The sequence below is a fragment of the Cupriavidus basilensis genome, assembly GCF_000832305.1.
Classification (GTDB): Bacteria; Pseudomonadota; Gammaproteobacteria; order Burkholderiales; family Burkholderiaceae; genus Cupriavidus; species Cupriavidus basilensis_F.
Genome location: NZ_CP010537.1, coordinates 3,043,094 through 3,066,255 on the forward strand (window position 1 = coordinate 3,043,094; position 23,162 = coordinate 3,066,255).

21 protein-coding genes are annotated in these 23,162 nt (G+C 61.0%); 7 read left to right on the plus strand and 14 right to left on the minus strand.

Translation table 11 applies throughout. From position 1 onward, the window contains the following. Positions 1–28 precede the first annotated feature (28 nt). The gene (locus RR42_RS33950; RefSeq protein WP_043356443.1) at positions 29–1,762 is read right to left on the minus strand and encodes an IlvD/Edd family dehydratase; all 1,734 of its coding nucleotides are present in this window, start codon (positions 1,760–1,762) and stop codon (positions 29–31) included. A 244-nt stretch (positions 1,763–2,006) separates the two neighbouring features. Between RR42_RS33950 and RR42_RS33955 the strand changes: the two genes are divergently transcribed. Further along, on the plus strand, positions 2,007–2,981 hold the full coding sequence (locus RR42_RS33955) for a LysR family transcriptional regulator (RefSeq protein WP_043356444.1): 975 nt from the start codon (positions 2,007–2,009) through the stop codon (positions 2,979–2,981). A gap of 91 nt (positions 2,982–3,072) precedes the next feature. On the opposite strand, the gene RR42_RS33960 is transcribed toward RR42_RS33955, so the two are convergent. The 3 genes from RR42_RS33960 to RR42_RS33970 form a co-directional block, all read right to left on the minus strand. After that, the gene (locus tag RR42_RS33960; RefSeq protein WP_063778475.1) at positions 3,073–4,083 is read right to left on the minus strand and encodes a Bug family tripartite tricarboxylate transporter substrate binding protein; all 1,011 of its coding nucleotides are present in this window, start codon (positions 4,081–4,083) and stop codon (positions 3,073–3,075) included. Between the two features lie 87 nt (positions 4,084–4,170). Then, on the minus strand, positions 4,171–6,132 hold the full coding sequence (locus tag RR42_RS33965) for an aconitase family protein (protein WP_043356446.1): 1,962 nt from the start codon (positions 6,130–6,132) through the stop codon (positions 4,171–4,173). A gap of 138 nt (positions 6,133–6,270) precedes the next feature. Then, positions 6,271–7,170: a LysR family transcriptional regulator gene (locus RR42_RS33970; protein WP_043356448.1), complete on the minus strand. Its 900-nt coding sequence runs from the start codon at positions 7,168–7,170 to the stop codon at positions 6,271–6,273. Between the two features lie 236 nt (positions 7,171–7,406). Between RR42_RS33970 and RR42_RS33975 the strand changes: the two genes are divergently transcribed. Next, on the plus strand, positions 7,407–7,772 hold the full coding sequence (locus RR42_RS33975) for a hypothetical protein (protein WP_043356450.1): 366 nt from the start codon (positions 7,407–7,409) through the stop codon (positions 7,770–7,772). 282 nt (positions 7,773–8,054) lie between these two features. On the opposite strand, the gene RR42_RS40605 is transcribed toward RR42_RS33975, so the two are convergent. The 4 genes from RR42_RS40605 to RR42_RS40215 all read right to left on the minus strand — a co-directional run bounded on the left by RR42_RS40605 (position 8,055) and on the right by RR42_RS40215 (position 10,692). After that, positions 8,055–8,429, minus strand: a complete 375-nt coding sequence (locus RR42_RS40605) for a DUF1484 family protein (protein ID WP_052495154.1) — start codon at positions 8,427–8,429, stop codon at positions 8,055–8,057. Positions 8,430–9,458: 1,029 nt separating this feature from the next. Next, entirely contained in the window at positions 9,459–9,890 is a 432-nt protein-coding gene (locus RR42_RS33985; RefSeq protein ID WP_043356452.1) for an Imm50 family immunity protein, read from the minus strand. Continuing rightward, the gene (locus RR42_RS40210) at positions 9,887–10,300 is read right to left on the minus strand and encodes a hypothetical protein (protein WP_144410024.1); all 414 of its coding nucleotides are present in this window, start codon (positions 10,298–10,300) and stop codon (positions 9,887–9,889) included. The genes RR42_RS33985 and RR42_RS40210 overlap by 4 nt, the downstream gene beginning before the upstream one ends. A 53-nt stretch (positions 10,301–10,353) precedes the next feature. Then, positions 10,354–10,692, minus strand: coding sequence for a hypothetical protein (locus RR42_RS40215; RefSeq protein ID WP_144410025.1), 339 nt, complete (start codon positions 10,690–10,692; stop codon positions 10,354–10,356). A 577-nt stretch (positions 10,693–11,269) separates the two neighbouring features. On the opposite strand from RR42_RS40215, the gene RR42_RS33990 reads away from it, so the two are divergent. Then, positions 11,270–12,070: a helix-turn-helix transcriptional regulator gene (locus tag RR42_RS33990; protein ID WP_043356454.1), complete on the plus strand. Its 801-nt coding sequence runs from the start codon at positions 11,270–11,272 to the stop codon at positions 12,068–12,070. A 125-nt stretch (positions 12,071–12,195) separates the two neighbouring features. Here the strand turns inward: RR42_RS33990 and RR42_RS41555 are convergent, their stop codons facing one another. The 4 genes from RR42_RS41555 to RR42_RS41865 form a co-directional block, all read right to left on the minus strand. Continuing rightward, the gene (locus RR42_RS41555; RefSeq protein ID WP_269083416.1) at positions 12,196–12,327 is read right to left on the minus strand and encodes a hypothetical protein; all 132 of its coding nucleotides are present in this window, start codon (positions 12,325–12,327) and stop codon (positions 12,196–12,198) included. Between the two features lie 105 nt (positions 12,328–12,432). Beyond that, positions 12,433–13,335, minus strand: coding sequence for a DMT family transporter (locus RR42_RS33995; protein WP_043356456.1), 903 nt, complete (start codon positions 13,333–13,335; stop codon positions 12,433–12,435). Positions 13,336–13,779: 444 nt separating this feature from the next. Next, positions 13,780–14,208 (minus strand): hypothetical protein, encoded by a 429-nt coding sequence (locus tag RR42_RS34000; RefSeq protein ID WP_043356458.1) that lies wholly within the window; start codon positions 14,206–14,208, stop codon positions 13,780–13,782. A gap of 417 nt (positions 14,209–14,625) precedes the next feature. Continuing rightward, positions 14,626–15,099: a lysozyme inhibitor LprI family protein gene (locus RR42_RS41865; RefSeq protein WP_082055206.1), complete on the minus strand. Its 474-nt coding sequence runs from the start codon at positions 15,097–15,099 to the stop codon at positions 14,626–14,628. A gap of 379 nt (positions 15,100–15,478) precedes the next feature. Here RR42_RS41865 and RR42_RS34005 point away from each other — a divergent pair, with 379 nt between their 5' ends. Beyond that, on the plus strand, positions 15,479–16,987 hold the full coding sequence (locus RR42_RS34005; RefSeq protein ID WP_043356459.1) for an aminotransferase class V-fold PLP-dependent enzyme: 1,509 nt from the start codon (positions 15,479–15,481) through the stop codon (positions 16,985–16,987). A 453-nt stretch (positions 16,988–17,440) separates the two neighbouring features. On the opposite strand, the gene RR42_RS34010 is transcribed toward RR42_RS34005, so the two are convergent. After that, entirely contained in the window at positions 17,441–17,932 is a 492-nt protein-coding gene (locus tag RR42_RS34010) for a hypothetical protein (protein ID WP_043356461.1), read from the minus strand. Positions 17,933–18,824: 892 nt separating this feature from the next. Here RR42_RS34010 and RR42_RS34015 point away from each other — a divergent pair. The 3 genes from RR42_RS34015 (at position 18,825) to RR42_RS34025 (ending at position 21,762) form a co-directional block, all read left to right on the plus strand. Continuing rightward, positions 18,825–19,967, plus strand: a complete 1,143-nt coding sequence (locus RR42_RS34015) for a DUF4034 domain-containing protein (protein WP_043356463.1) — start codon at positions 18,825–18,827, stop codon at positions 19,965–19,967. A 156-nt stretch (positions 19,968–20,123) separates the two neighbouring features. Continuing rightward, positions 20,124–20,585 carry a hypothetical protein gene (locus RR42_RS34020; protein WP_043356465.1) on the plus strand — a complete coding sequence of 154 codons (462 nt, stop codon included), beginning with the start codon at positions 20,124–20,126 and terminating at the stop codon, positions 20,583–20,585. A gap of 607 nt (positions 20,586–21,192) precedes the next feature. Next, positions 21,193–21,762, plus strand: a complete 570-nt coding sequence (locus RR42_RS34025) for a YdeI/OmpD-associated family protein (protein WP_043356466.1) — start codon at positions 21,193–21,195, stop codon at positions 21,760–21,762. A gap of 713 nt (positions 21,763–22,475) precedes the next feature. On the opposite strand, the gene RR42_RS34030 is transcribed toward RR42_RS34025, so the two are convergent. Further along, positions 22,476–23,105, minus strand: a complete 630-nt coding sequence (locus tag RR42_RS34030; protein WP_043356468.1) for a TetR/AcrR family transcriptional regulator — start codon at positions 23,103–23,105, stop codon at positions 22,476–22,478. Positions 23,106–23,162: the final 57 nt, after the last annotated feature.

The following is a 23,162-nucleotide window of genomic DNA, read 5'->3' on the forward strand; positions in this document are numbered from 1 at the left end:
GCTGCCGGCATTGCCGGCAGTGGCGCAATCAGTGCGAATGGCGAGGCACCGCGGCGCCGCGGCAGCCCACCAGGAAGTCCAGGTCGCAGCCCTCGTCCGCCTGCAGCACATGGTCCACATACAGCCGCCGGTAGCCGCCCTCCCCTGCGGCGCGTGTGTCGACGCGCTCGGCCATGCGCCGTGCCAGTTCCTCGTCATCGATGTCCAGGTGCAGCGTGCCGGCCTCGCAATCCAGCTCGATCCAGTCGCCGTCTCGCACGGCGGCCAGCGGGCCGCCGGCCGCGGCCTCGGGCGCCACGTGTAGCACCACGGTGCCGTACGCCGTGCCGCTCATCCGCGCATCCGAGATGCGCACCATGTCCTTGACGCCCTGGCGCAGCAGCTTGGGCGGCAAACCCATGTTGCCGACCTCGGCCATGCCCGGATACCCCTTCGGGCCGCAGTTCTTCAGCACCATCACGGACGATGCGTCGACGTCCAGCGTTTCATCGACGATCCGCTCCTTGTAGTGCTCAAGGTTTTCGAACACCACGGCGCGGCCGCGGTGCTTGAGCAGCCCGGGCGTGGCGGCGGAGGGCTTGAGCACCGCGCCGCGCGGTGCCAGGTTGCCGCGCAGCACGCGGATACCGCCATCGGCCATCAACGGGTTGTCCAGCGCGCGGATAACCTCGTCATTGGTATTGGGCGCGTCCTTCACGTTCTGCCACAGCGTGCGGCCGTTGACGGTCAGCGCGTCCGGGTGCGGCAGCAGGTTTGCCTCGCCCAGCCGGCGCAGCACCGCGGGCAGCCCGCCGGCGTAGTAGAACTCCTCCATCAGGAAGCGGCCCGAGGGCATCAGGTCGACGATGGTGGGCGTGTCGCGGCCAATGCGTGTCCAGTCCTCGAGCTCCAGCGGCACGCCGATGCGCCCCGCGATGGCCTTCAGATGGATGACCGCGTTGGTGGAGCCACCAATCGCCGCATTGGCGCGAATCGCATTCTCGAACGCCGCGCGCGTCAGGATCTTCGACAGCGTCAGCCCTTCCTTGGCCATCTCGACAATGCGGATGCCGGACATATGCGCCAGCACGTAGCGGCGCGAATCCACGGCGGGAATGGCGGCGTTATGCGGCAGCGAAGTGCCCAGCGCTTCCGCCATGCAAGCCATGGTGGACGCCGTGCCCATCGTGTTGCAGGTGCCGGCCGAGCGCGACATACCGGCTTCGGCCGAGAGGAACTGATGCACATTGATCTCGCCGGCCTTGAGCGACTCATGCAGTTGCCAGACGGCCGTGCCAGAGCCAATGTTCTTGCCGTCCAGCTTGCCGTTGAGCATCGGCCCGCCCGTCACCACGATGGCCGGCACGTCGCAGCTCGCCGCGCCCATCAGCAGCGCGGGCGTGGTCTTGTCGCAGCCGGTGAGCAGCACCACGGCATCGATCGGATTGCCGCGGATGGCCTCCTCGACGTCCATCGCCGCCAGGTTGCGCGTGAGCATGGCGGTGGGCCGCAGGTTGGACTCGCCATTGGAGAACACCGGGAACTCCACCGGGAAGCCGCCGGCCTCGTAGACACCGCGCTTGACATGCTCGGCCAGCTTGCGGAAATGCGCGTTGCAGGGCGTGAGCTCCGACCACGTGTTGCAGATGCCGATGATGGGACGGCCATCGAACTCATGATCGGGGATGCCCTGGTTTTTCATCCAGCTTCGGTACATGAAGCCATTCTTGTCGGCGGAGCCGAACCATTGGGCCGAGCGCAGCTTGGATTTGGATTCCGGCATGGGGGGAGCTTCCTGAATACGGGGACGATGGGACTGGACTGGGACGCGATGACGGCGACGGCCCGTGAAGGGCGCCTTGGCTACCGTGGGACCGGCGCCAAAGGGGGACGCGTCCGGGGGAGGCTGTCTCTCATCTTGCTTGAGTCTGTTTTTGAATATGGCCGGAGTGTACGGCCCGGTTTGATATCCTTCCAATGAAGATTAAGGCCGTATCCATATCACTTCAGATATCAACGTAAACCCTATGTCAACGCCCAGCCCGTGGTATATCCGCGCCCGGCTCAAGACCCGCCAGCTCCTGCTGCTGGTCACCCTTGCCGACGAAGGCAACATCCACCGCACCGCCGCCGCGCTCAACATGACGCAACCGGCCGCATCCAAGCTGCTGCGCGAGCTGGAGGAGATTCTGGAAGTCCCGCTGTTCGAGCGGCTGCCGCGCGGCATGCGCCCGACCTGGTATGGGCAAGCGATGATCCGGCACGCGCGCGCAGTGCTGGGCAACCTGGACCAGGCGCAGGAGGAAGTGATGGCGCTCAAGGCCGGGCGGCTGGGCCATGTGGCCGTGGGCGCGATCACCTCGCCCGGCGTGAAGCTGCTGCCGCCCGCCGTTGCGCAGGTCAAGCGGGAGCAGCCCGGACTGCGCGTATCGCTGGAGATCGAGAACAGCAACGTGCTGCTGGAACGCCTGGCCCAGGACAAGCTGGACCTGGTGGTCGCACGCCTGTTTGCCGAGCACGACAAGCTGCGCCTGCGCTACGAGCCGCTCGCGGGCGAGCCCGTGTGCGCGGTGGCGCGGCTGGGCCATCCACTGCTGGCGCAGTCCGCGCTGACACTGCGGGATGTGGAGGATGCGGCGTGGATCGTGCCGCCGGCCGGCAGCGTACTGCGTCACCGCTTCGACCTGATGTTCCAGCGTGCCAGCCTGATGCCGCCGACCAACGTCGTGGAAACCGCCGCGCTGCTGTTCCTGACGCGCATGCTGGAACAGAGCGACATGCTGGCCGTGCTCACCGACGACGTCGCGCAGTACTACGCGCAGCATGGCCTGCTCGCCATCGTGCCGCTGCCGCTGCCCTGTCATATGGACGACTTTGGCATCATCACCCGCACGGATCGATTGCTCTCGCCCGCGGCCATGCTGATGACGCAAGCGCTACGCACCGCGAGCCACGCGGTGTATGGCGCCGCGCTGGTGCTGGATGCCGGTGCGCCGGCTTAGCACGCTGGCGTGCCTGGACCCTGGCATGGCCATGACCGGCGTGCGGGAATGGAGACTGGCGCCGTGGCGCGCGCCGTTCGGCCAGCGCGATTCACTCCGCCACGATCGACGCGCTCTTGATCAGCGCCTGGCTCCTGCCCAGTTCGTCGCGGATGAGACGGGCCGTCTCCTCGCCATTGCCGGTCTTCACGACAAAACCCTGCGCGGCAAACAGCTCCCGCGCCTTGGGTGCGGCCAGCGCCTTGACCAGCGCCTGCTGCAGCCGCGCGGCGACGTCCTTGGGCAACCCGGCGGGACCGACCAGCGCGATCCAGGCATCGTACGCATAGTCCTTGACGCCCGATTCCGCCAGGGTCGGCACCGCCGGCAGGCTGTCGAGCCGCGCTGGCGTGCTGACCGCCAGCGCCCGCAGCTTGCCGGCCTTGATCTGCGGCAGGGCGGACGGCGTGGCCAGGAAGGCCGCGTTGATCTGTCCGCCAAGCACATCGGTCATCAACGTGTTCACGCCCTTGTAGGGTACGTGCAGCATATCGATGCCGGCCTTCGATTTCAGCAGCTCGCCGGCCAGATGCAGCACGCTGCCTTTGCCTGACGAGCCGTAGCTCAGGCTGCCCGGATGCGCCCGCGCCGCCGCGACCAGTTCCTGCACGGTCTTGTACGGCGAGCCCGCACCCACCACCAGCACCAGCGGGGTGGTGCCGATCAGTCCCACGGCGGTGATGTCCTTCACGCTGTCATAGGGAATATGGCGGTACAGGCCCGGGTTGATGGCATGGTTGGACGACACCACCGCGAGCGTGTAGCCGTCCGCGGCGGCGGATACGAGTTGCCGCGTGCCGGGGATGCCCGCCGCACCGGGGAGGTTCTCCACGTAGAACGGTTGCCCGAGGTCCTGGCCCATGCCCTCGGCCACCACGCGCGCCACCACGTCGGCGGTGGAACCCGGCGAGTTCGGCACGATCAGGCGCACGGTCTTGGCGGGATACTTTTCCGCGGCGTGCGCCGCGTGCGCGGGGTGCGCGCCGATGACCGGGAATGCGATGGCGGCGACGGCAAGCAGCCGCCCCGCCGCGCGCAGCACGCGCGAGGTATTGGGGAACATCGTTGTCTCCTGTGGATGGCTGCCGGGATCTGTCGCCCGGCTATGGATGCCGCCGCGTCCCCGCTTGCGCGCGGACGCCGGGGTGCGCTAGGGTGCGGCGCAGCTTGCCTGCAATTGCCCGAATGTGCTGATCTGCCCCGCCAGCGCGCTCGCGGCCACCGTGTAAGGACTGGCCAGCCAGACCTGGCCCGGCCCCGAGCGGCCGGGGAAATTGCGGTTGATGGCGCTGATGGTGACCTGCTCGCTGGTGGTGGAAGCGCCCGGCCCGCAGTTGGCGCACGAGCCGCAGCCCGGCATGACCAGCGTGGCGCCGGCGGCGGCGAAGGTGTCCATATAGCCGCGCGCTTCGCAGTAAGCCTTCACGCCGAGGGTGCCGAACTGCAGGAACAGCCGGGTGCGGGGCGACACCTTGAGGCCATGCTCCAGGCCCCAGCGCAGCACCTCGTGGTAGTAGTCGAAATCCTCCCGCTTGCCTGCGGTGCAGGACCCGCCGTAGGCAATGTCCACCGGCACCGGCTGCGCCAGCGTGTTGGCCGCAATGCCATTGCCGGGGTCTCCGGGACGCGCCACCATGGGCGCGATGGCGGCGGCGTCGATGCGGATCACGTCGCGATAGGTTGCGCCGGCATCGCTGCGCATCCAGTCCTCGATCGCAAAATCGACGCCGCGCCGCGCCTTCAGGAAGGCCACGGTCTTGTCGTCTGGCTCGACGATGCCGGTGAAGCCGCCCAGCTCGGCGACCATATTGGTCAGCGTGGCGCGCTCGTCGATCGACAAGGCCCGCACCGTGCTGCCGGCGTACTCGAACACCACGCCGATCGCGCCGCCCGAGCGGATTGCGTCCATCTGCAGCAGGTAGAGCACGATGTCCTTGGCGCTCACGCCCGGCGCCAGCTCGCCCTCCACCTCCACACGCAGGGTTTCCGGCACCTTGCAGCGCACGTAGCCCGTGACCCAGCTATTGGCGACATCGGTGGCGCCCGCGCCAAACGCCAGGCAACCCAGCGCGCCGGAATGCGGCGTGTGCGAATCGGTGCCCACCACCACCTGCCCCGGCAGCGCGTACTGCTCGGCCATCAGCGCATGGCAAATGCCTTCCGAGCCGGGGACGTCGCCGGGAAGCGCGTTATGCGAGCGCACCGGGTAGTCGTGCGCAAAGCTGCTATGCCCCTGCATCAGGTTGGCCACCCCTGGCAACAAGCCGTCGCGCACATGCGGGAAGCTCTGGGCCGCCAGCACCAGGTGATCCTGGAACGCGATGATGTGATCCGGCTCGCGCAGCGTTGCCGGCTTGCCGAAAGCGCGGTGCATCAGGTGCGCGCACATGCCGGTGAAGTAGTCGTGCGAGAAGCGCCAGTCCGCCGCCACGAACACGCCCTGGCCGCACTCGGCGCTCGGGGTGCCAGGAAGCAGATGGCGGGCGATGATTTTTTCCACCAAGGTGCGCGGTGCGGCGCTGCCGGTTGCCTGCGTTGCCTGCGCGCCCTCGCCCGCTGCCGGCCAGCTTGCCGCGCGGCTATAGGCCAGCAGGCCGCCGGCACGGATCACCTGCCGGGTCAGCGCATCGCGCCCGGCGAGGAACGCCTCGATGGGAATCGCCTCACCCGCCAGCACGCGGTCGAGCACGGTGAAATCCGTGGTGGTCAGGATGCCGATGTTGTCGCAGTTCTGCTGGTAGATGCGCTCGAAGCTCTCGGCAACGATCAGGCGGATGCCGGCCGACAGCTCCGCCAGCGGGCTGGACTCGCGCGAAGAACCCTTGCCATAGCGCTTGCCGGCCACCGTGACGGCAAAGCCGCCATTGCGGATGGCATCGCGGCCGATCGGCTGCTCGCCCCCCGCCTGGAACCCCACGTAAGGGAATTGCCCCAGACGCTCATCGTAGGTAAGCATGATCGTGACGGGCGTGATCTCATCGGTGGAGATGTTGTCGCGCAGCGGGCCGGCCTCGGCCCGGGTCATCGGCTTGCCGTCGAGTTGGGCGCGCACGCAGGCTGGGTCTTGCGACAGGTACAGCACGCGGCCGTCGAAGCGGATGGTGGCTTCCATTGCGGGGTTTCTCGTTATGATGACCCCACTATATGGTTTGGCGCCGCCGGGGCAAAGTGCGCAGTCGGCATGGCAGGCATCTCGGTTTGCGACGGCTGGCTGGTTGCCCACTCGCGCTTCGCTTTGCCCGCCTTATTCCTATTCCCGGCAGAGAAAGCCCACCAAGGCCAAAGCGCTCGCCGAAAGATGCTCCCGGGAGTGAAACACCACCACCAGTTGCCGTGTCGCCCAGGGGTCCGATAGCGGCCGCGCCACCACGTCCAGGGTGTTGAGGTAAAGCTCGCCCACCTGCCTCGGCACGACAGCAATCCCCAGCCCGACATGCACCATGCGGCACAAGGCATCCAGGCTCGCCACCCGGATCTTGATCTTGAGCGCCTCGTTCAAGCGCGCCGCCTGCTCCGCCAGCAGGCGGCTCAACGCACTCTCATCGCGCAGCGCGACGAAGGTCTCGCCCAACAAGTCAGCAAAGCGCACCTGCTGCGCCGACGCCAGCGCATGCCCGCGCGGCACCAGCACGCAAAGCTGGTCCTCCCGGTAAGGCAGCGAGACAAACTGCTCCACGCCCTGGATCGCATTGCAGATGCCAAAGTCCGCGCTGCGCTCGCCCACCATGCGCAGCACCTCGGGGCTGTGCTGCTCCTCCAGCTCGATGCCGACATCGGGATACACGCGTCCAAAGGCCGCCAGGTCCTCCGGCAGGAACTGCACGATGGCGCCAAGGTTGCACACCAGGCGCACGTTGCCGCACGCGCCGGAGGTAAAACGCGACAGTTCCGCGCTGAGCGCCTCGACACTGCCAATGATGGCCAGCGCATGCCGCAGCACCGTCTCGCCCACCGCCGTCACCGTGATGCCGCGCGCATGGCGCTCGATCACGGGCAGGCCGATCAGCGCTTCGATCTCGGCAATGCGGCGGCTCACCGCCGACGGCGCAATGAATTCGCGCTCGGCGGCGCGGGCAATATTCTGTTCCTGGCAAACGGCAACGAACAGCCGCAGCGAGGTCAGGTCGAGTTTTCTGAGCAGGTTGTCCATGGCAGCGATGCTACAACGATCGCGGGCGCGGCATGGATTTTTGCTCCGCACAATACACTACCTCAATGCCGCCCTGCCGGTCAGCGCGGAAAAGATTCAGGAGATCCTGGCATGCGCCTCGCCACCCAATCGCTATCCGAGCGCATCGGGGGCCAGGCTCATGTTGGCGGGGTCCATGGCCGGGCCGATGCCGCCTGCGGTATAGTCCTCGCGTTCAAATCTGGCGGAGAGATTGCATGGCTGACAAAAAGGTTCGGGTGTCGCATATCGGCGTTCCCGGCGACCTGAGTATCTTGAAACTCAAATCGTACCTGCGCACCGCCGTCGCCGATGCGGCGCAAACGGGAAGCGAAGCGGAGATCCTGCTGGTCAAGGTGCTTGTGCCCCGCCCGCTCGGCCTGCGTGCCGGGGAAAAACTGTTCGACAAGGTGCTGCAAGGCATCGTCGACAAGGATCCCCGCGTGGCCCGCGTCTCAGTCGAGTTCGTCGATGGTGAGATTACGCAGCAGGCCATCGACGCCAGCATGGCGAGGATCCAGAAAGAGCTGGATGAATTCGGGCATGTGTTGCACGAACGTCCGGAGGATGTGCACGGGGATTGATCCACGCGGGCGCGGGTGCCGCATCCGCGATGCGGATTAGCCGCACATACAGGCCAAAGTCTTGACGCAATGACGGTAGTGCCTTAAGGCGTGGAGCGCAAGCCGTATGCGGCGAGGAGGCCAAGGTGCCGCTGATCGAGCCGCCTGGCGTCTTGAATACGGCGGAGGTGCAAGAGGAGCGCACGGCAGAGAATGATGTCTGGATTTGATTGGCCGGGCCCTCTCGCTGTGAAGCGATGATCCCGTGAGAGCCGCCTGCTGGCGGCCCTCACACCTTGCAGATCAGAGCATTTCCTGTACCCGGCTGACCGCCTGGTCGAGTTGCTCCTTCAGCGGGGCCAGCAGGCACTGAATGCCGACCGTGTCCATGTCGGCTTCCTCGTCGGCCTCCAGCAGGCGCAGCACAGCCGCGAGCCCGGCGCTTACGCGCCATAGCTCTGCGCAGCCTTGCTGGGTAATGTCGAGGATGGTGGTACTGAGTGTGCCGAGCTGGTAGGCGGCATTTTGCGCCCGGATACGGTCCCTGTCGTCGGCGTTAGCCGGATAGGTCAACTCGATCAGATCGGCGATCAGGGGGGATTGGCGGGAGATGGCGAATTGGTGCGCCGGGGCTTCAAGAAGAGTGGATTGCTCAGCGCAGGGAGTACGAGCGGGCATGGCGCCTCCGTGGAACTCGGTTGGTCGGGTCCCGGATCCTTCGAGTTTCCACGCTCGGTCGCCGTTGTTTGCGGTGACTCGGGGAGTTTGGGGGAGAGGCCGGTTGCTGTCAATCAGACAAGTCTGACGCCTGGTGCACTGCGGTTCGCGGTCGCCCGACTGTTCGACAGCTTGATCGTCATCGGATGCTGCTTTGGTTGCCCGCTTCCGACCCCTAGGAGTGGGTCGCCTTACTCCAAGGCGGTCGTTCAGAGTTTGAATTAGGCCGGCCATTTCTTATGGAGGTAGAGACCCCATGCAAATGCGCCTACCCCTGACCAGAAAAGGCCACAGTAGAATAATATTGGAAAGTCGTCAACCTCGACACCGTTGACTCGGTACGTGAGTTGCCACCGGTGTTTTTCAATGGTGGTTTCTACAGGAAGGTAGCGTCGTAATGAATGGTCGGTAGGGCCAGCGCTGTATGCTGTGGTCGAACCATCTACCGCCCTGAGGACATAGCTGGTCACGCAACGGTTATGCTGCGGTTTCTGGCACCTCGTTTCATCAGTCGCTACTTGGCCTACTACGTTAATTGAGGCTCTGCCATAGATTTCTGACGCAGCTCCCACAGCGAGTAGGACGCCAAGAAGTGTCAGTGCAAGATAAGGTCTTGCGTTGGTCGATAGCGCCATGATTCGACCTATAGAAAAACGTTCACCATGTCCGCATCGTGCCATTGCGCGCGGGGAATGACAACCTTGACCAGCCGCTGATAGCCCGGATCGGTCGGATGCCCGCCGCCAAAGCGTGGTCGTCTCTGATCGACCCTGAACCGCCTTTCGGGCATCGAGACACCGTAGCGACCGCTTCCGAGGTACAACCGGCGCTCGCCCGGCCGAGTTGGCGGGCGAATCATTGGTCAAAGGGGGCACCTGCCTGACATTCGCAGGAGGCGCTGTCGCGGGGCCTAAATGACATGCTGGAAGCTCTGCAAAGGTCGCTGCCATGTGACATGGACACTCATGGCACTCAGTACTGATTCGACATCTAGGCGGAAGGCACCAGGCCGACCGCCAGGATCTCGACAGATCGACAACTAAACCGAACATCAAAGCCAGCGAGAGGCCTCATATCAAAGCCGAGGCGACCATTGTTTTGCGTCGATATGACGATCTCGTCCAGCCAGCCACCGCCGGACAGTTCATTGAGATTAATGTTGGTCTCAGCTATATCCCGGCATAGGAATTCAACGATCCGATCTTCGCCTGAAGCCGTCCACTCTGGGTTGTCCTGACCGCCATGCCGTACTGCTATAGTTGCATCAGCTACATGCCGGCCTGCTTCCTCAGCCATCCTTTTGCAGAACGTGACAACCTCAGAATCGTGAAAGGCCGGCCAGTAGTCGAATGCATTTAAGACCAGCTCGCTGTTCTGTACCAAAGTCTGACCCACTTCCCTTTTGGAAATTTCCCTGCTCATCGCCCACCTCCAGAATTCGGGGATTGCTTTGCTGGTTGCTTACCCCCAGCGTGATGCTCGGGTGCTGTCCCGACATATGCCTGACAGTGGAGGCATTTGGTCCTTGCAGGCTCGATGAGCACTTGCAGGGGGAAAAACTGGTCTCGTAACGCTTGCCAGTCTGGGTATAGGGAGGGCGATCGGAAATCGATCAGCATGCGCCTGCCGCAGTTTGCGCACTTCACCGCTAACGCCACGGTCAGAGCGAGTATCCAAAGTGCAACGCCGATGACGATTCCGCCGAAGAAATAACTCTTGCTACTAGTAAGGAAGAGTGGAATGCCAAGCAACCAGATCAGCGAAAACCAAGATGCTACTGCGCCGAGACCTGCGGCTGCGCGAATAGCGGTGAGAATATTCGTGGCGTTCATTGGAGTTCCTGTTTTTGCGCCGTATCCGAGGCGGAATGTGCCATTAACGAAATCTAGTCCCGTCGCTTCCGATGCAAATATTGTAAAAATACAACAAACACCATGCCCATGCAAAAGGAGATTTTTGCCAACAAAAATTGAGCATCATCGAGATGACTTGGTACACCAATCACCTGGAGAACGATACGCGCCGTGCCCGCTACTAGCATGCCCACTGCGAAGAAGCGAACCAGACGCCCTGTCAATATTCTAAAGGCGCTTGTCCTTCCGAACGGAAGCCATGGGAATTTTCCTCGCATGTTCCGGCCGATATCCGGCATGCCTAAGGCCACGATGATTATCCCAGCGAGGAAATTTGCGGCGGCAATGATGTAACTGTATGCGATAGACAATTCTTTATAGCCTAAGGGTCGACAGGATGAGAGTTCCTATTTTTCCAAACGATTGCGGCATGTCAGTGCGGGACCAAACACTCCATCTATGGGGCTTTTGCACTAGCACCGCCGCCGGACCGTCCGCGGAAAGACCACATCCCGCACAAAAAAAGCACGCTCGGACTAACGTTTTAACTTGGCGGAAGGGCGGCATTGCACAACACCTTGAGTACCTTTCGTGGGTACACTGGACAACCAAACGTCTGAGCAAAGGAGCGACTGAGCGGCGCTTCTGGCCGGACGCTGACGACCACAGTAGGTGGCCGAAACCCGGAACCGGCCGGGCCACACCAGATGTGAAATATAAGGCACCCCACGTCCGATCGAGAAGCACTGCATCCTGCACCGGCACGCCCCGGTTTGCGCTGGAGCCAAGCGCAAACCGGGGCGATTCCTGCCGGATCGTCAGACGGGAACGCTGCATTCGGCAACTGAACGCCACGCCCGGGGAGCAGGGCTTCCGCACCAAGGCTATTGCCAGGCGAGCCCAAGATCACCGAAGATTGGTGATTCGCCCGTTCTTCCTGGGGACGACATGCATCCACTCTCGGATTTCGCCAACCAATCGCACCGCGATGACGTCTTTGCACTCTGGGACCGGCTCGCCGAGTTCTCCGCAGGCGAAGCCGATGCCGCGCTGACCCATTTACTAACCACGCTCTGTGCGATGGTCACGGCACAGAATGCACTTTGGGCTGTAGTTGTGCGATTACCTTCGCTCGCGCGAAAGGATCCCCTGTTCGGCTGGCGTCCACGCCTGGTTCGGCTCCTGCATCCTGTACCCGCGATGGTCGCTTCCGTGCAGGAGCAGTTCGACACGCTATGGTCCGGCAACGTCGATTCGTCACATGTCGTGGCCGCGTCGGGGAACGAGCCGTTCCGCGCCAACCTGCTCTTCGAGGCGATGCCCGCCGAATGGTTTGAAGGTGCCCACTATCGCCGCCACTACCTTGAAGTCGGTCACGCCGACAGCATCCAGGTGCGTTGTTCGCTCAACGATGATGTGCGAATTCATCTTTTCGTGTTTCGCGATCTGCAAGCCCCCCGCTTCTCTGCGCCGGATCTCGAGCTTCTGGGCTTCGTGATGCATGGGCTGAGATGGTACTATCGGCAGCAACTGCTCAGCCACGGCCTGCTCATCGCCGATGCTTCGCTGACGTCGGCCGAGCGAAGGGTGCTGCTGGGGCTACTCGACGGACTGACGGAAAAGCAGATCGCGCAGAAACTCGAGCAGAGTCCGAACACGACTCATGTCCATATCAAGTCGATCTACACAAAATTCAACGTCCGGAATCGCTCGACGCTCACCGCGCTGTGGCTCGGCAAGTTGCGATAGCGAATTGCAGACGCGGCGGCGTTGCGGGCAATTGAGCGTAGTAGCCTGGCATTGAGTTCGCCCTGTCACAAGCGGTCTGCGCAAGAGTCTCAGCGCGGATCGTACGGAGGATTGGAGCGGCTCGGCTAAGGTGCGAACAGGTCCAACCCCGCCAGGGCCAGCGCGCCGCTCAGCGCAATTGCGGCCGTAGAATCCACGAGAATCAGGATTGCACCCGACAGCCAGCACGCGAAGGCGAAACCAATTGCTGCTTTCATCGTGACACCTGACTCGTAGATGGGCTGCGGCGAGCCAAGCCGGCCCGCAAACTGAATGACTGCCTCAACGAAAGCGCAGAATGCATCTTCTCCAAGGAGGCATCACTAACATCGAGCCTTGACCCTGTGCCTGGCACCAACCGACGCTGCCAGCCAGATGCCGAGCAGGACGGCAACGAAACTGACAACAAGGCGCGTACTCACCGGTTCCTGCAGGAACAGAACGCCGCCGAGCGCCGCAACGGGCGGCACCAGTAGTTGGATGGCGGCCGCGGACATTGCCGGCAGTTTTCGGATTACCGACCCCCACACGACAAAGCCGATAGCAGATGTCACGGCGCCTGACGCCACAGCGAGGGCAACTCCGGCTACGCTCGCATGGGCATCGCCGTTAAGCATCCAACCGAGGACGATGCAGATCGGGGTCGCGCGCAGGAAGTTTCCTGCCGTTGCCGAGAGTGGACTTGCGGATCGCCTACCTCGCAAGGTATAGATCCCCCATGCCACGCCTGCCCCAACCATCATAAGCAGGCCGGAGACTCGCGGAACGCCGACGCCGGGCGTGGTCAGGCATAACAGTCCGGCAATAGCCAGGAGATAGCCAATCAGCGCCACGCGGTGGAAGCGTTCTCCTTTGAGGAGACAGGCAACAAATATCGTCAGTTGTACCGTCCCGAACAACACGAGCGCACCGGAACTGACGCCGAGGGATAGATACGACAATGAGAACAGGATCACGAAAATCCCCAGCGCCGTAGCCGAGATCCAGTCAGGGTCAGGACTGGGCTGCGGAGCATACTCCGGTCTCAGCTTCGTCACGACCAGTAACGTCGCGCCTCCGGCCAGCAGTCGGATATCGGAGAAAGTCGCTGCGTCGATGCAGTAGTTGAACAGTGCGACGCGGCACAGTAGTGCGTTCGAGGCAAATGCAGCGATCGCAATCGCGCCCTGCAGGGCACAAGTTGGCGTGATTGCACTCGCGTCTGCGGGAGCCGGATAGGCATTCATCGCCCTTCCTTTCTTTAGCGTCGCAAGCCTTTGGCGGGCGCATTGTGCGACGCCCCTTGCGTCTGCTGGAGAGTAGGTGGTTCGATGACGCCCGAAAATAACCTGAATAGGTGACCGCGTGCTGGCGCCTGCGAAAGGATCAGGACGGCATCCCGCCATCCGGCACTTCACGCTGGACTGACGCAATGTCCGATCGTCGCTGTAGAGGTTGATACGCGTTGAACCGGTGACCTACCAGTTGCTTGTCTTCGGCTCGGTGTTATCTGAAATTAACCCGTTCATGTCCGCTCATGGCTGGTCTCGGCTTTCGATCTACCTGGGAAGGCACTTGCCGGCACCAGCGGCGACCGCGTGCAGATTTCCCTTGTTGGAAAAGCCATCACGCACGCGACCGTGCGCGAAGCTTCGTGATGCCGGTCCTTATCTCGGATTGCCCGCCTGTTGTCAGGCAATTTCACTGGCAGCTTCGCCAGCCAACGCGACTTCCGTTTCGTCGGTCACCGTGCTTTCCGCTATCGCGTTGTCGTCTTCGGAAACCATGTCGCCCAGACCGATGACGACCGTGATATTCGGCGTCCAGTTCTTGCGGTCGGTGCTGACCTCGGCAAACGTGGTCACCGTTGCGGTGTAGCCCTGCCCTCTGAGGTCGTCGGCTAGCCGTTGCGCGCGCGGTTCCAGCGCTGCTTGCGGATTGTCTTCGTTGATGTCGAGTACTAGTCTGGTCTCGAATTCTTCCTTGCCCCTCTGGATTGCCGTTTGCATTGTCTTGAGTTGCTTGTTCGCGAGCGCGACGAGCTTGCTGTATCTGGACTCTTCCTGGCTGGCGCGCAATGCCTTGGCGGCGTTGATGATTTCGGTGCGGTCCACAAACATAATTGCCTTTCGAGGTGAAGGAGAGAAAGCGCAGGCGCCACACGGGCCTGACTTCAGGAGCCAGCTTTTCTGGGATGTGACGACAACTGTATAAATATACAGTGTTTGCCGGCTAACCGGCAAGGAGTAAAGGGGGAAAGTCCCTGACAGCGGAAGATCTACCTCTCCTGGCTCCGGCTGAGGCTGGGTAGCTTGTAGGTGCCGGTTCAGGCCGTTGTGCAAGGTCAGCCGTAGGGGAGCACCGGCTGCTCAAGTCCAAACGCCATGACGACCAAGTTGAGAGGAGCCGACCGGCGCCTTACGACCCATCGCGGAAGTTCGCTCTTTTCAGAAGCAGACATTCAATGAATTCGCCGGCCCGCGCAACTTCATGCGCAGGCCCACCGGCATGATGGGTTGGATCTCTGGGAGGCACTCTCATTGGTGCTCATACAGAAGCAATGGGACTGGAGACCCAGCATCTAAGGTGCCAACAAAGTGACGAAGTAATTCAACTCGCTGGTTGGTCAATATCGTTCTGCACGAATAGATCAACCCTGAAACCATTGATCCCCCATCGGCTGATGACGCATCAAGGTCGCAATCAGCATTGCGGAATTGCTCCCACGCTTTCTGAGATCGCTTGAAGTATGCGAGGCGGACCTTGTCCGAGCTGAGAGCCTGATCGACTTCCTTCGCGATGCTGCGAAGTTCTTTCAGAGAGTTGCGATAGGAGGACCACTCACATATCGCAATTGAGATTTCATCTCTCTGGCAGTCGCGCAAAGCTTCATTGATCTCGGATTGCGAGGCGCCATATGGAGCCTCTTGGTCGCGAACTTGATACGAGAACGCTGGACTGGCGAGGGCTAGACATAGTACCGACGTGGATAGTAGGCGAGCGGCATTCATCTGAGAGGCTAATAGAGCAGCGTAGACAGCGGCGCATCTGAACACTAACAGAAATCCACCCGTGGATGTCTGCTATGGATGACAAAAGTCGAAGGGCCGTTCCTGGCCGGGCTCGGTCCTTAGCAATCTAGGCGGAGCCTTGCCGACGCCAGAGGCGACTTGCGATCCTTCCGAGTCAGTCGGCGGCCTCACTGCGAATGGCCGGTCTTGCCCGCTACGGTTATTAAGTCAGCCCGTGCGGCCAGGCAGCGTACGCGAAAATATTCTACATAGTACGCATTCAGTAGCATTGAATGCTACGCACTCCCCTCTCGGTTATGGATTTTGGAAGCAACTTTCAGTGCGTTCGTCGTAGCATTTCTACCCTTCTGAAGGATGAATGATGAGCACGGACACTCTGCGGTACTTCGATTACGCTGCAACCACACCGGCGGACCCTCGTGTCATGGAGGCGATGTTCGGCTGCTTGGGGGCCGCCGGCGTCTTCGGAAACCCTGCATCGAACTCCCACGCTGCGGGGCTGAAGGCAAGGGATGTGGTCGAGGAGGCTCGCGCCCAGGTGGCCGCTCTCATTGGTGCAGAGCCATCCGAGATTGTCTGGACGTCCGGTGCGACAGAGTCGAACAACCTAGCGCTCAAGGGTTTTTTCGACCACGAGCCGACGCGCCGCCATTTGGTTACCAGCAAGCTTGAGCACAAGGCAATTCTGGACACCGCGTCGCACCTTGAGCGACTTGACGTTTCCGTTTCCTACCTCTTGCCGAATCCAGCCGGCGAGATTTCGCCGGCCGCTGTTAAAGCGGCCTGCAGCAATCAGACGGGCCTCGTTTCGTTGATGATGGTGAACAACGAGATCGGCACCCTCACCAATATTGCTGAGATCTCGCAAATTGTTCACGCCGCTGGCGCTCTGCTTCACGTGGACGCGGCGCAGGCTGCTGGCAAGACCGCGATTGACGTAAAGGCGATGGGTATAGACCTGCTGTCGATGTCGGCACACAAGTTCTATGGCCCGAAAGGCATCGGCGCGCTCTATGTGAGTCGCGAAGTGGCACCGCGTATTGCCTGCCAGATGCACGGCGGCGGACATGAGCAGGGGCTGCGATCTGGCACCCTTGCCACGCACCAGATTGTCGGCATGGGAACGGCTTGCGAACTGGCGCGTACTGAAATGGCGTCGGACAACGAGCGCATCGCGCAACTGAGCGAGCGCTTGCTGAGTGGTGTGCGCGCGTCAGGCGCCGTCACGCAGAACGCCAGTTCCGCGGCCCGCATTCCGCACACACTTAGTCTGACCGTGGAACTGCCCAATTTCCTCCCGTCCATGTTGACCGACGATCTGGCCATCTCCTCAACGTCTGCCTGCAATTCGGCGGCCGGCAAACCGTCTCACGTGCTGACTTGCGTCGGCCTGGATGAAGATTCCGCGGAGCGCACAGTCCGTCTGAGCCTTGGACGCTTTACAACGTTGGCAGACGTGGATTTTGCAGTCGACTGCTTCCGCAAAGCCATAGAGCGCTGCATGGAAGTGGGCACGGGCCGACAGGACATGCTGATCAAGCAGCTCTCGAACGACGTGAGCGTGGCGCCACAGTTAAGCGGAGCCGACGTACGGGCGGCGCATGCGGTCGGGTTCCTTTCCATCGTCTGCAACCGGCACGATGGAGAGGCTGCCGGCCAGGTCCAGTTCGCGAAAATCGCGGAGGTGGCCAGTTCGCTTGGCATGGCCGCGCACTACCTGCCCGTAAAATCGGGGGGTGTCACCGTCGAAGCTGCAGCAGCCTTCGGTTTACTCATGGCGGAGCTGCCGAAGCCCATACTTGCGTACTGCCGTACGGGAACCCGTTCGGAGACGCTGTGGAATATGGCATGCACCCGGCAAGGGTGACGGGGCGGTCGGCACTGAAGGACTACGCGACGGGGCGTGCGCGGGCTGACGTCCAATCCTCGGCGTTGGGCCTACGATCCTGCGGAGGGTAAGCAAAACCCATAGGCCTTCTCGCCCGCCGAATCTGGGTAGGACATCAACCCGGCGCTGGCGCGACACAAGCGCCCGCAGCATGTTGGTATTCAGTCGGTGACGAAGTACCGCCTGGACCGCAAGTCGTCGGTGGCTGTCCGGAGGGCATTCGAGGGTCTCCGCTCGACCCGTTGCCGTCGTTCGGCCCAGTGGCACCTCGACGGCAGCTTGCAAGGCACAACGGCCATTCGCTCGATCACATTGGCCGGCAGGTCCTCGGCCAAAGCTGCCGGTTGCGAGCCGAACTCAATGCGCTCCGCATGGCCGCATCTATGGATGCAGCACCTACCGCCAAGTGCTGGCCGCTATCCGGTTGCCTGACTATCGCAGGAGGAACGCAATATCGTCGACGCTGACCTGCGTGATCGGCAGGCCCTTGCGACGCTGGAGCTGGAAATGCTGCTGCACCCGCCTGCGTTGCGCCGAAAAGATTGCCTGATCTATTGGGGCGCCGATACGAGCGTAGTGTTCCACCAGCAGCTTGTAGGCTCGGCGCCTGATCTGCAAGGCCTCAGTTTCAGCTCGCAGCCGCTTCCATTCGGCTGGACTCGTATCCATAGCGTGTTGGAGTTCCTCCAACGTGCGGGTGTGAAGGTCACGATAGATGTCGCGCTCAGCTTCTGCCTTGTGCAACTCTTCCCGCATCGTGCGAATCTTTTGCTGCAACTTCAGGCTCTGACTAACAGCCTGCTGCATGCGGCCGGTACCTTCCAACGCGCTACTGGCTATCGCCATTGTGCTCTTCCAAAAACCCGACTCTGCCGACCCGGAATCCGACGACCAACTGCTCACGACTTTTCTTAGCGTTTTCATGTTGATGACATCATGATATGGTTCCCGATTCTTAGCCACCCCGCGCACAGCACCGGTAAAGCTTAGAGATAGATATATCGGCAGCGAAGTCAAAGCCCTTTAGATACCGAGAGTAGATCAATGCGAGGCCGACGCCATATCGGTCAAAAGTATGTTTCAGGAGCGAACGGCTAACCAGTGGGCATCTAGCGTCAGTTGCGTCGCGTTCCGAGCAACGGCACCTCACCGTCGAAGGTTTCTCCAGGCATAAGACGGCACCCGCACGCCCGATTTCAGCCAGCGGTCCCCGACCGACTACATTGAACGGCTGCTTCTGGCTGGGAACGCCCGTAGCCTCTGCCAAGCCGAACGGCAGGGAATCGGACTCGGCCGTCCGACGGTGTAAGGGCGGCCGGCAGAAGCCGGATGCTCATGGGACATTCGAGTGGCCGGAGCGGCCCGTTAGTCAATGCCTCAAAATGGCCGTGAACGGCCGCCTGTGGCCGATTATCGAACGGAGTGACCTACCCCATGTCGGGCGACCGGTACCGACCCATTCCGGCCGTTCGCACCTGGCGCGCCCAACTACCGATCAACGGCGGCCAAAGCCGTCGTACATAGGCTTGACTTCCTAGCCTATCCGGAGGGTCCGCTTTGAAGAGCCCCGAAATGCCCTTTTCGGCCAGGGGCGCACGTTATGACAGGAACAGAATTGATTGGAAGGGTTCGCGCTTGGAATGTCTGCTTCCGCACCGATGCTGATCTGAATACCGCGCATGTTGCCCCTTAGTCGGTTGATGATCTTGCAGATGCAATTTGTATAAGGTGCGAGGCTCGGTTAAAAGTAGAGCGATGGCGTGTATATGTAGCGCTCGGCCACTAATGTGAAAAAATAAGCCATTTGAGCGAAGGGATGAAAATGATTAAGCGGATTATTATCTTGCTTGGAATCCTTGCCATATTAGCCACGGAGAACGGTGCGTGGGCAGGGGCCATTGAAAGCGATAAATCGAGACTTCTCGGAATGCTATTGGCTAGCCAATATACTCAATTGGATCGTGAGATGAGCGAAACTCAGCGAGCGTACGAACGCGGCACGATTGGTGATGAGCAATTGTTGGCGGCTTTTCGTTCATTCTATATCACGGACCGCACCGTGGAGCCGAAACTCATTGAGTGGATTGAAAAATACCCAAAGTCATATGCGGCTCGCTTAGCAAGAGGAATTTATTATAAATACGTTGGATTTGAGGCTCGTGGCGATAATTTTACGGACAAAACGAGCGACGAGCAATTTACAGGGATGGATGCCAATTTTAAAAAATCCATACAAGATTTACTGGACTCCGCGAATCTAACCGATAAGCCGATTCTCAGTTACCTGCACGCAATGGATATCGGAAAGAACTATGGCCTAATAAGAATGAATCGAAGACTACTTGATTTGGCCAATGAGAAAGCTCCTAGGAATTTCATTGTTAGGAGGAAGTACTTGTTCACGCTCCAGGCGAGATGGGGTGGCAGTGCCGAGGAGATGTCGAGCTTTGTCAGGGAATGTAAAGGCGCGGGCTTGCCCGTCGAGAAAGTACGGGAACTTGACGCGGCAGTTACTGCTGACGTCGCGTGGAAACTAGAATGGGAACACGACTACGTGGGCGCGCAGCGGAAATACGAGGAAGCGCTGGCAGTATTGCCGGATGATCCTGACATTATCAGTCGGATTAGCTGGGTACTGATCCGGCAAGGTAAATACAGCGCGGCGGTGCCACATTTATCGAGGCTGCTGGAAATCAAGCCAAATAATACATACGCTCTCGCAAACAGGGGCGTTTGTTATGCGCAATTGAAGCGGCTTGATAGTGCGTTGGTGGATTACATGAAGGCGGCAAACCTTGGCGATGCATTCTCACAGAACGAGATCGGGACGTTCTATTGGCACGGGATTACCGTGCCACGGGATAAGGCGTTGGCAATTCAATGGTTCCGCAAATCTGCGCAGCAGGGCAATGATGCGGCGAAGCGAAATCTCAAGGAGGCACTGGCGTCTGGCCTCTAATTGCGCCGAACCGGCCTGTAATGGCGATTTTGGAGGGCGTGAGAGAGTGTCCTGCGGCTCCGGCGACGAGTGCCACGAGAAGAAGGCCGATCCTAGCATCGGCTGCGTAACTAGACCCAAAGGCTGATACCCCCCCGGGTACGTAGGAGGCGTCTCATGAAGAAGGTGCTGATGGTTCTCGGAGGTACGCTCCTCGCTATTGCAGTCGCAGCCGCGGTGGGGATTTCGATTCTTGCAGTCAAAGGCAGCGCACTGGATAAAGAAAGTCAGGAGTTCGCGAATGAGTCCATACTTGCAGTTGTCTCCGGCTGGGATGCCGACAAGTTGATAAGTCGTGCAAGCCCCGAGTTCATGTCGGCCACAAATGGTAGAGACCTGGGGAAACTTTTTGGCTGGTTCCGAATGCTTGGCAAGCTCAAGGAGTACAAGGGATGCAAAGGGCATGCGACTATTTCCGTCACCTCCCAGCAAGGGAAGGTCATCACGGCTGCCTACACTGGGCGTGGAGACTTCGAGAGAGGCCCCGCGGAGATTAACATCACGCTAATCAAGCGTGGGGACAGGTGGCAGATTCTTGGGTTTCGAATCAATTCAAAATTATTGTTCGAACAAACATAATGGAGTATTTTGCTACACCGACGGATTATTACTCCGGCACATCAACTGAGCGGGTAATGAAAAGTACAGGAGAAACTGCGCGATAGAACCGCGTCCTGAACAGGAACGTTGAATATTTGCCTTAGAAAGGCTCGACGACCACTTTGAGTCGAGAGTACTCATTCGTGTAGCTGGGAAGCGGACATTCCGCCACTCACCTTTCGAAAAAGGGGAGCGGCCGGTTCGACCGATGAGCGGCGTCCGGCCTCTGCCCGCCGAAGGTCCGGTTCGGCCCAACTTCGGGGGTTAAAGCGAGCCTGCGCGAACGGCCGAAAATGGCCGTGAACGGCCGCCCGCGGCCGATTATCGAACAGGGTGACCTACCCCGTGTCGGGCGGCCGGTACTCGACCCCTACCGGCGTCGCCGGGCCCCGATGGCAATAGCCGATGTTGGCGGGAAGCCGGTCAACTGGATGGTCCGCCAGGAAAGACCTCCATCTTTCCTCCGATGGATACACGCTGAGTTGTCGATGAATCGGGTATTCCAAAATCCGCGCAAATCGGTAATCTGCGAGGTTTCAGTGAACGAAAAGGCCTCGCTGCCTGAATGCAACCATTTGGATCCTCGATGACTGAGCCTCGTCTGACATTCCTTGACCAGAATGAATGGGAAAACTGGTTGGCGCAAAACGGCGGTACCTCGACCGGGATATGGCTGCGCCTTGCCAAAAAGGGCGCCGGGCAGTCAACCTTGACTTATGAACGGGCGCTGGAAAGTGCCCTTTGTCATGGCTGGATCGATGGTCAAAAACAGACTGAAAGTGAAGAATACTGGTTGCAACGCTTCACTCGACGCGCCGCAAAAAGTATCTGGTCCAAGCTCAACAAAGACCGGGCCGAAGCGCTGATCGCCGCAGGCAGAATGCTGCCTTCGGGCATGCGAGAAATCGAGAAGGCCAAAGAGGATGGCCGCTGGGAGGCTGCCTATACGTCGGCCAGCAACTCGGCCGTGCCGGACGACCTGCAAGCCGCACTGGATGCCAATCCCAAGGCCAGCGCCTTCTTTGCGACGCTGAACGGCCGAAACCGCTACGCCATCCTGTTTCGGATACAGAATGCCAAAAAGCCCGCAACACGGGGACGCAAGATCGAGGAGTTCATCGGCATGCTCAATCGCGGCGAAACCATTTATCCCTAGACCAGGGGGTTCGACAGCCGACGAAAGTCGCCGGACGATGCGGCGTTCAAGGCGAGCAACCCGCAGCGCTCTCCACGCCTCGGCGCTGGCGAGCGTCGATCAATGCTGGCTTACCCCTTTGGCCGCTATTCGCGCGTGACCGGCCGCGACGAAAATCCGGCTGAGCGTCGGATTCTGGCCGTTCACGGCTGCGGATTCAACCGGTCGACTATCGAACAGGGTGACCTACCCCGTGTCGGGCGGCCGGTTACGGTCCTCGGCGGGGACGCGGACGGCGGCCGCCTCCTTCCGACCCTTAGCGATCGGTCGAGCTAGCGGAGACTACAAAGGCAGATGTTTGAGTGGATCAGTCATTGTTGCCTACCGTCATTCGCGGGCAAGTTAGCGGCGCGTGTTGCCCCGCACACGGAGCCTGGTGAAAGCGCGCGCACGGTCCAATGGTCAAATGGTCAAATGGTCAAATGGTCAAATGGTCCAATTGCCCAATTGCCACCCATGCGAACAACTACTGTATCGCCCGTATGCGCGACGAAAACTATCGGGGATCCTGAGACGTTGACCGTCCGTGCAGCTTGAATGATTTGCACGCCCAGTTCGGCTTATCGTTTTGGGAAACGCGCAAGATCGCCGCCGCTCGCGATGTTGTGCTCCCGCCTGCTTTGCGTAGTTTCGCAGCCGACTCTCGGAAATTCGGTTTGCCACCGGTAACTGAGTCACTCCGGCCTTGCCGACGCTCCGCTACCGTGATTGCGCGTAGGTTCGCCCGCGGTCGCCGACGGGCTCATTGACGCCAGAATTTCGTCGCGGCAAACCGCAAGGATTTCGTCGGCCAGCGGCGAATCGTCCGGGCAGGCGCGCGACATGACAATGGCACCGACGGCGTGCGCCAGTATGTCGAGGGACCTGGCTCGCGCCTGGGCTGTGTCCACACCGTCCAACGCACTGCCCTCGGCGCTCAGCACAGCCAGCAGGCTCTCGATGCCGGCCGCAAACGCGGCACGAACTGCTTCCGGCTGACGCACGGCATCCCCGCACAGTGCGGCCATCGTGCAACCGGTCGCGCGGGTGTCGCGGTGCTCGCGAGAAAGGTAGTACCGCACAAACGCAGGGGCTTCCACACCCGCGCTCAGCACCACGGTCTGCGCGATACCGCAGGCCGCCGATTCCGCCATCAGATCGGCCTTGGAGCGGAACTGCTTGTAGAAGCCGCCGTGGGTAAAGCCGGCGGCAGCCATCAGATCGGCAACGCCAACCCCATCGTAGCCGCGCTCCCGAAACAGCTCCGACGCCGTCTCGACGACGTGTTCCCGGTTGGCCTGCGCCTGTGCCTTGGTGATCTTCATATCTTGACCACTGTGAACGCATGTTTGCGAAGGCCTCATTATACATTGATGTCGATC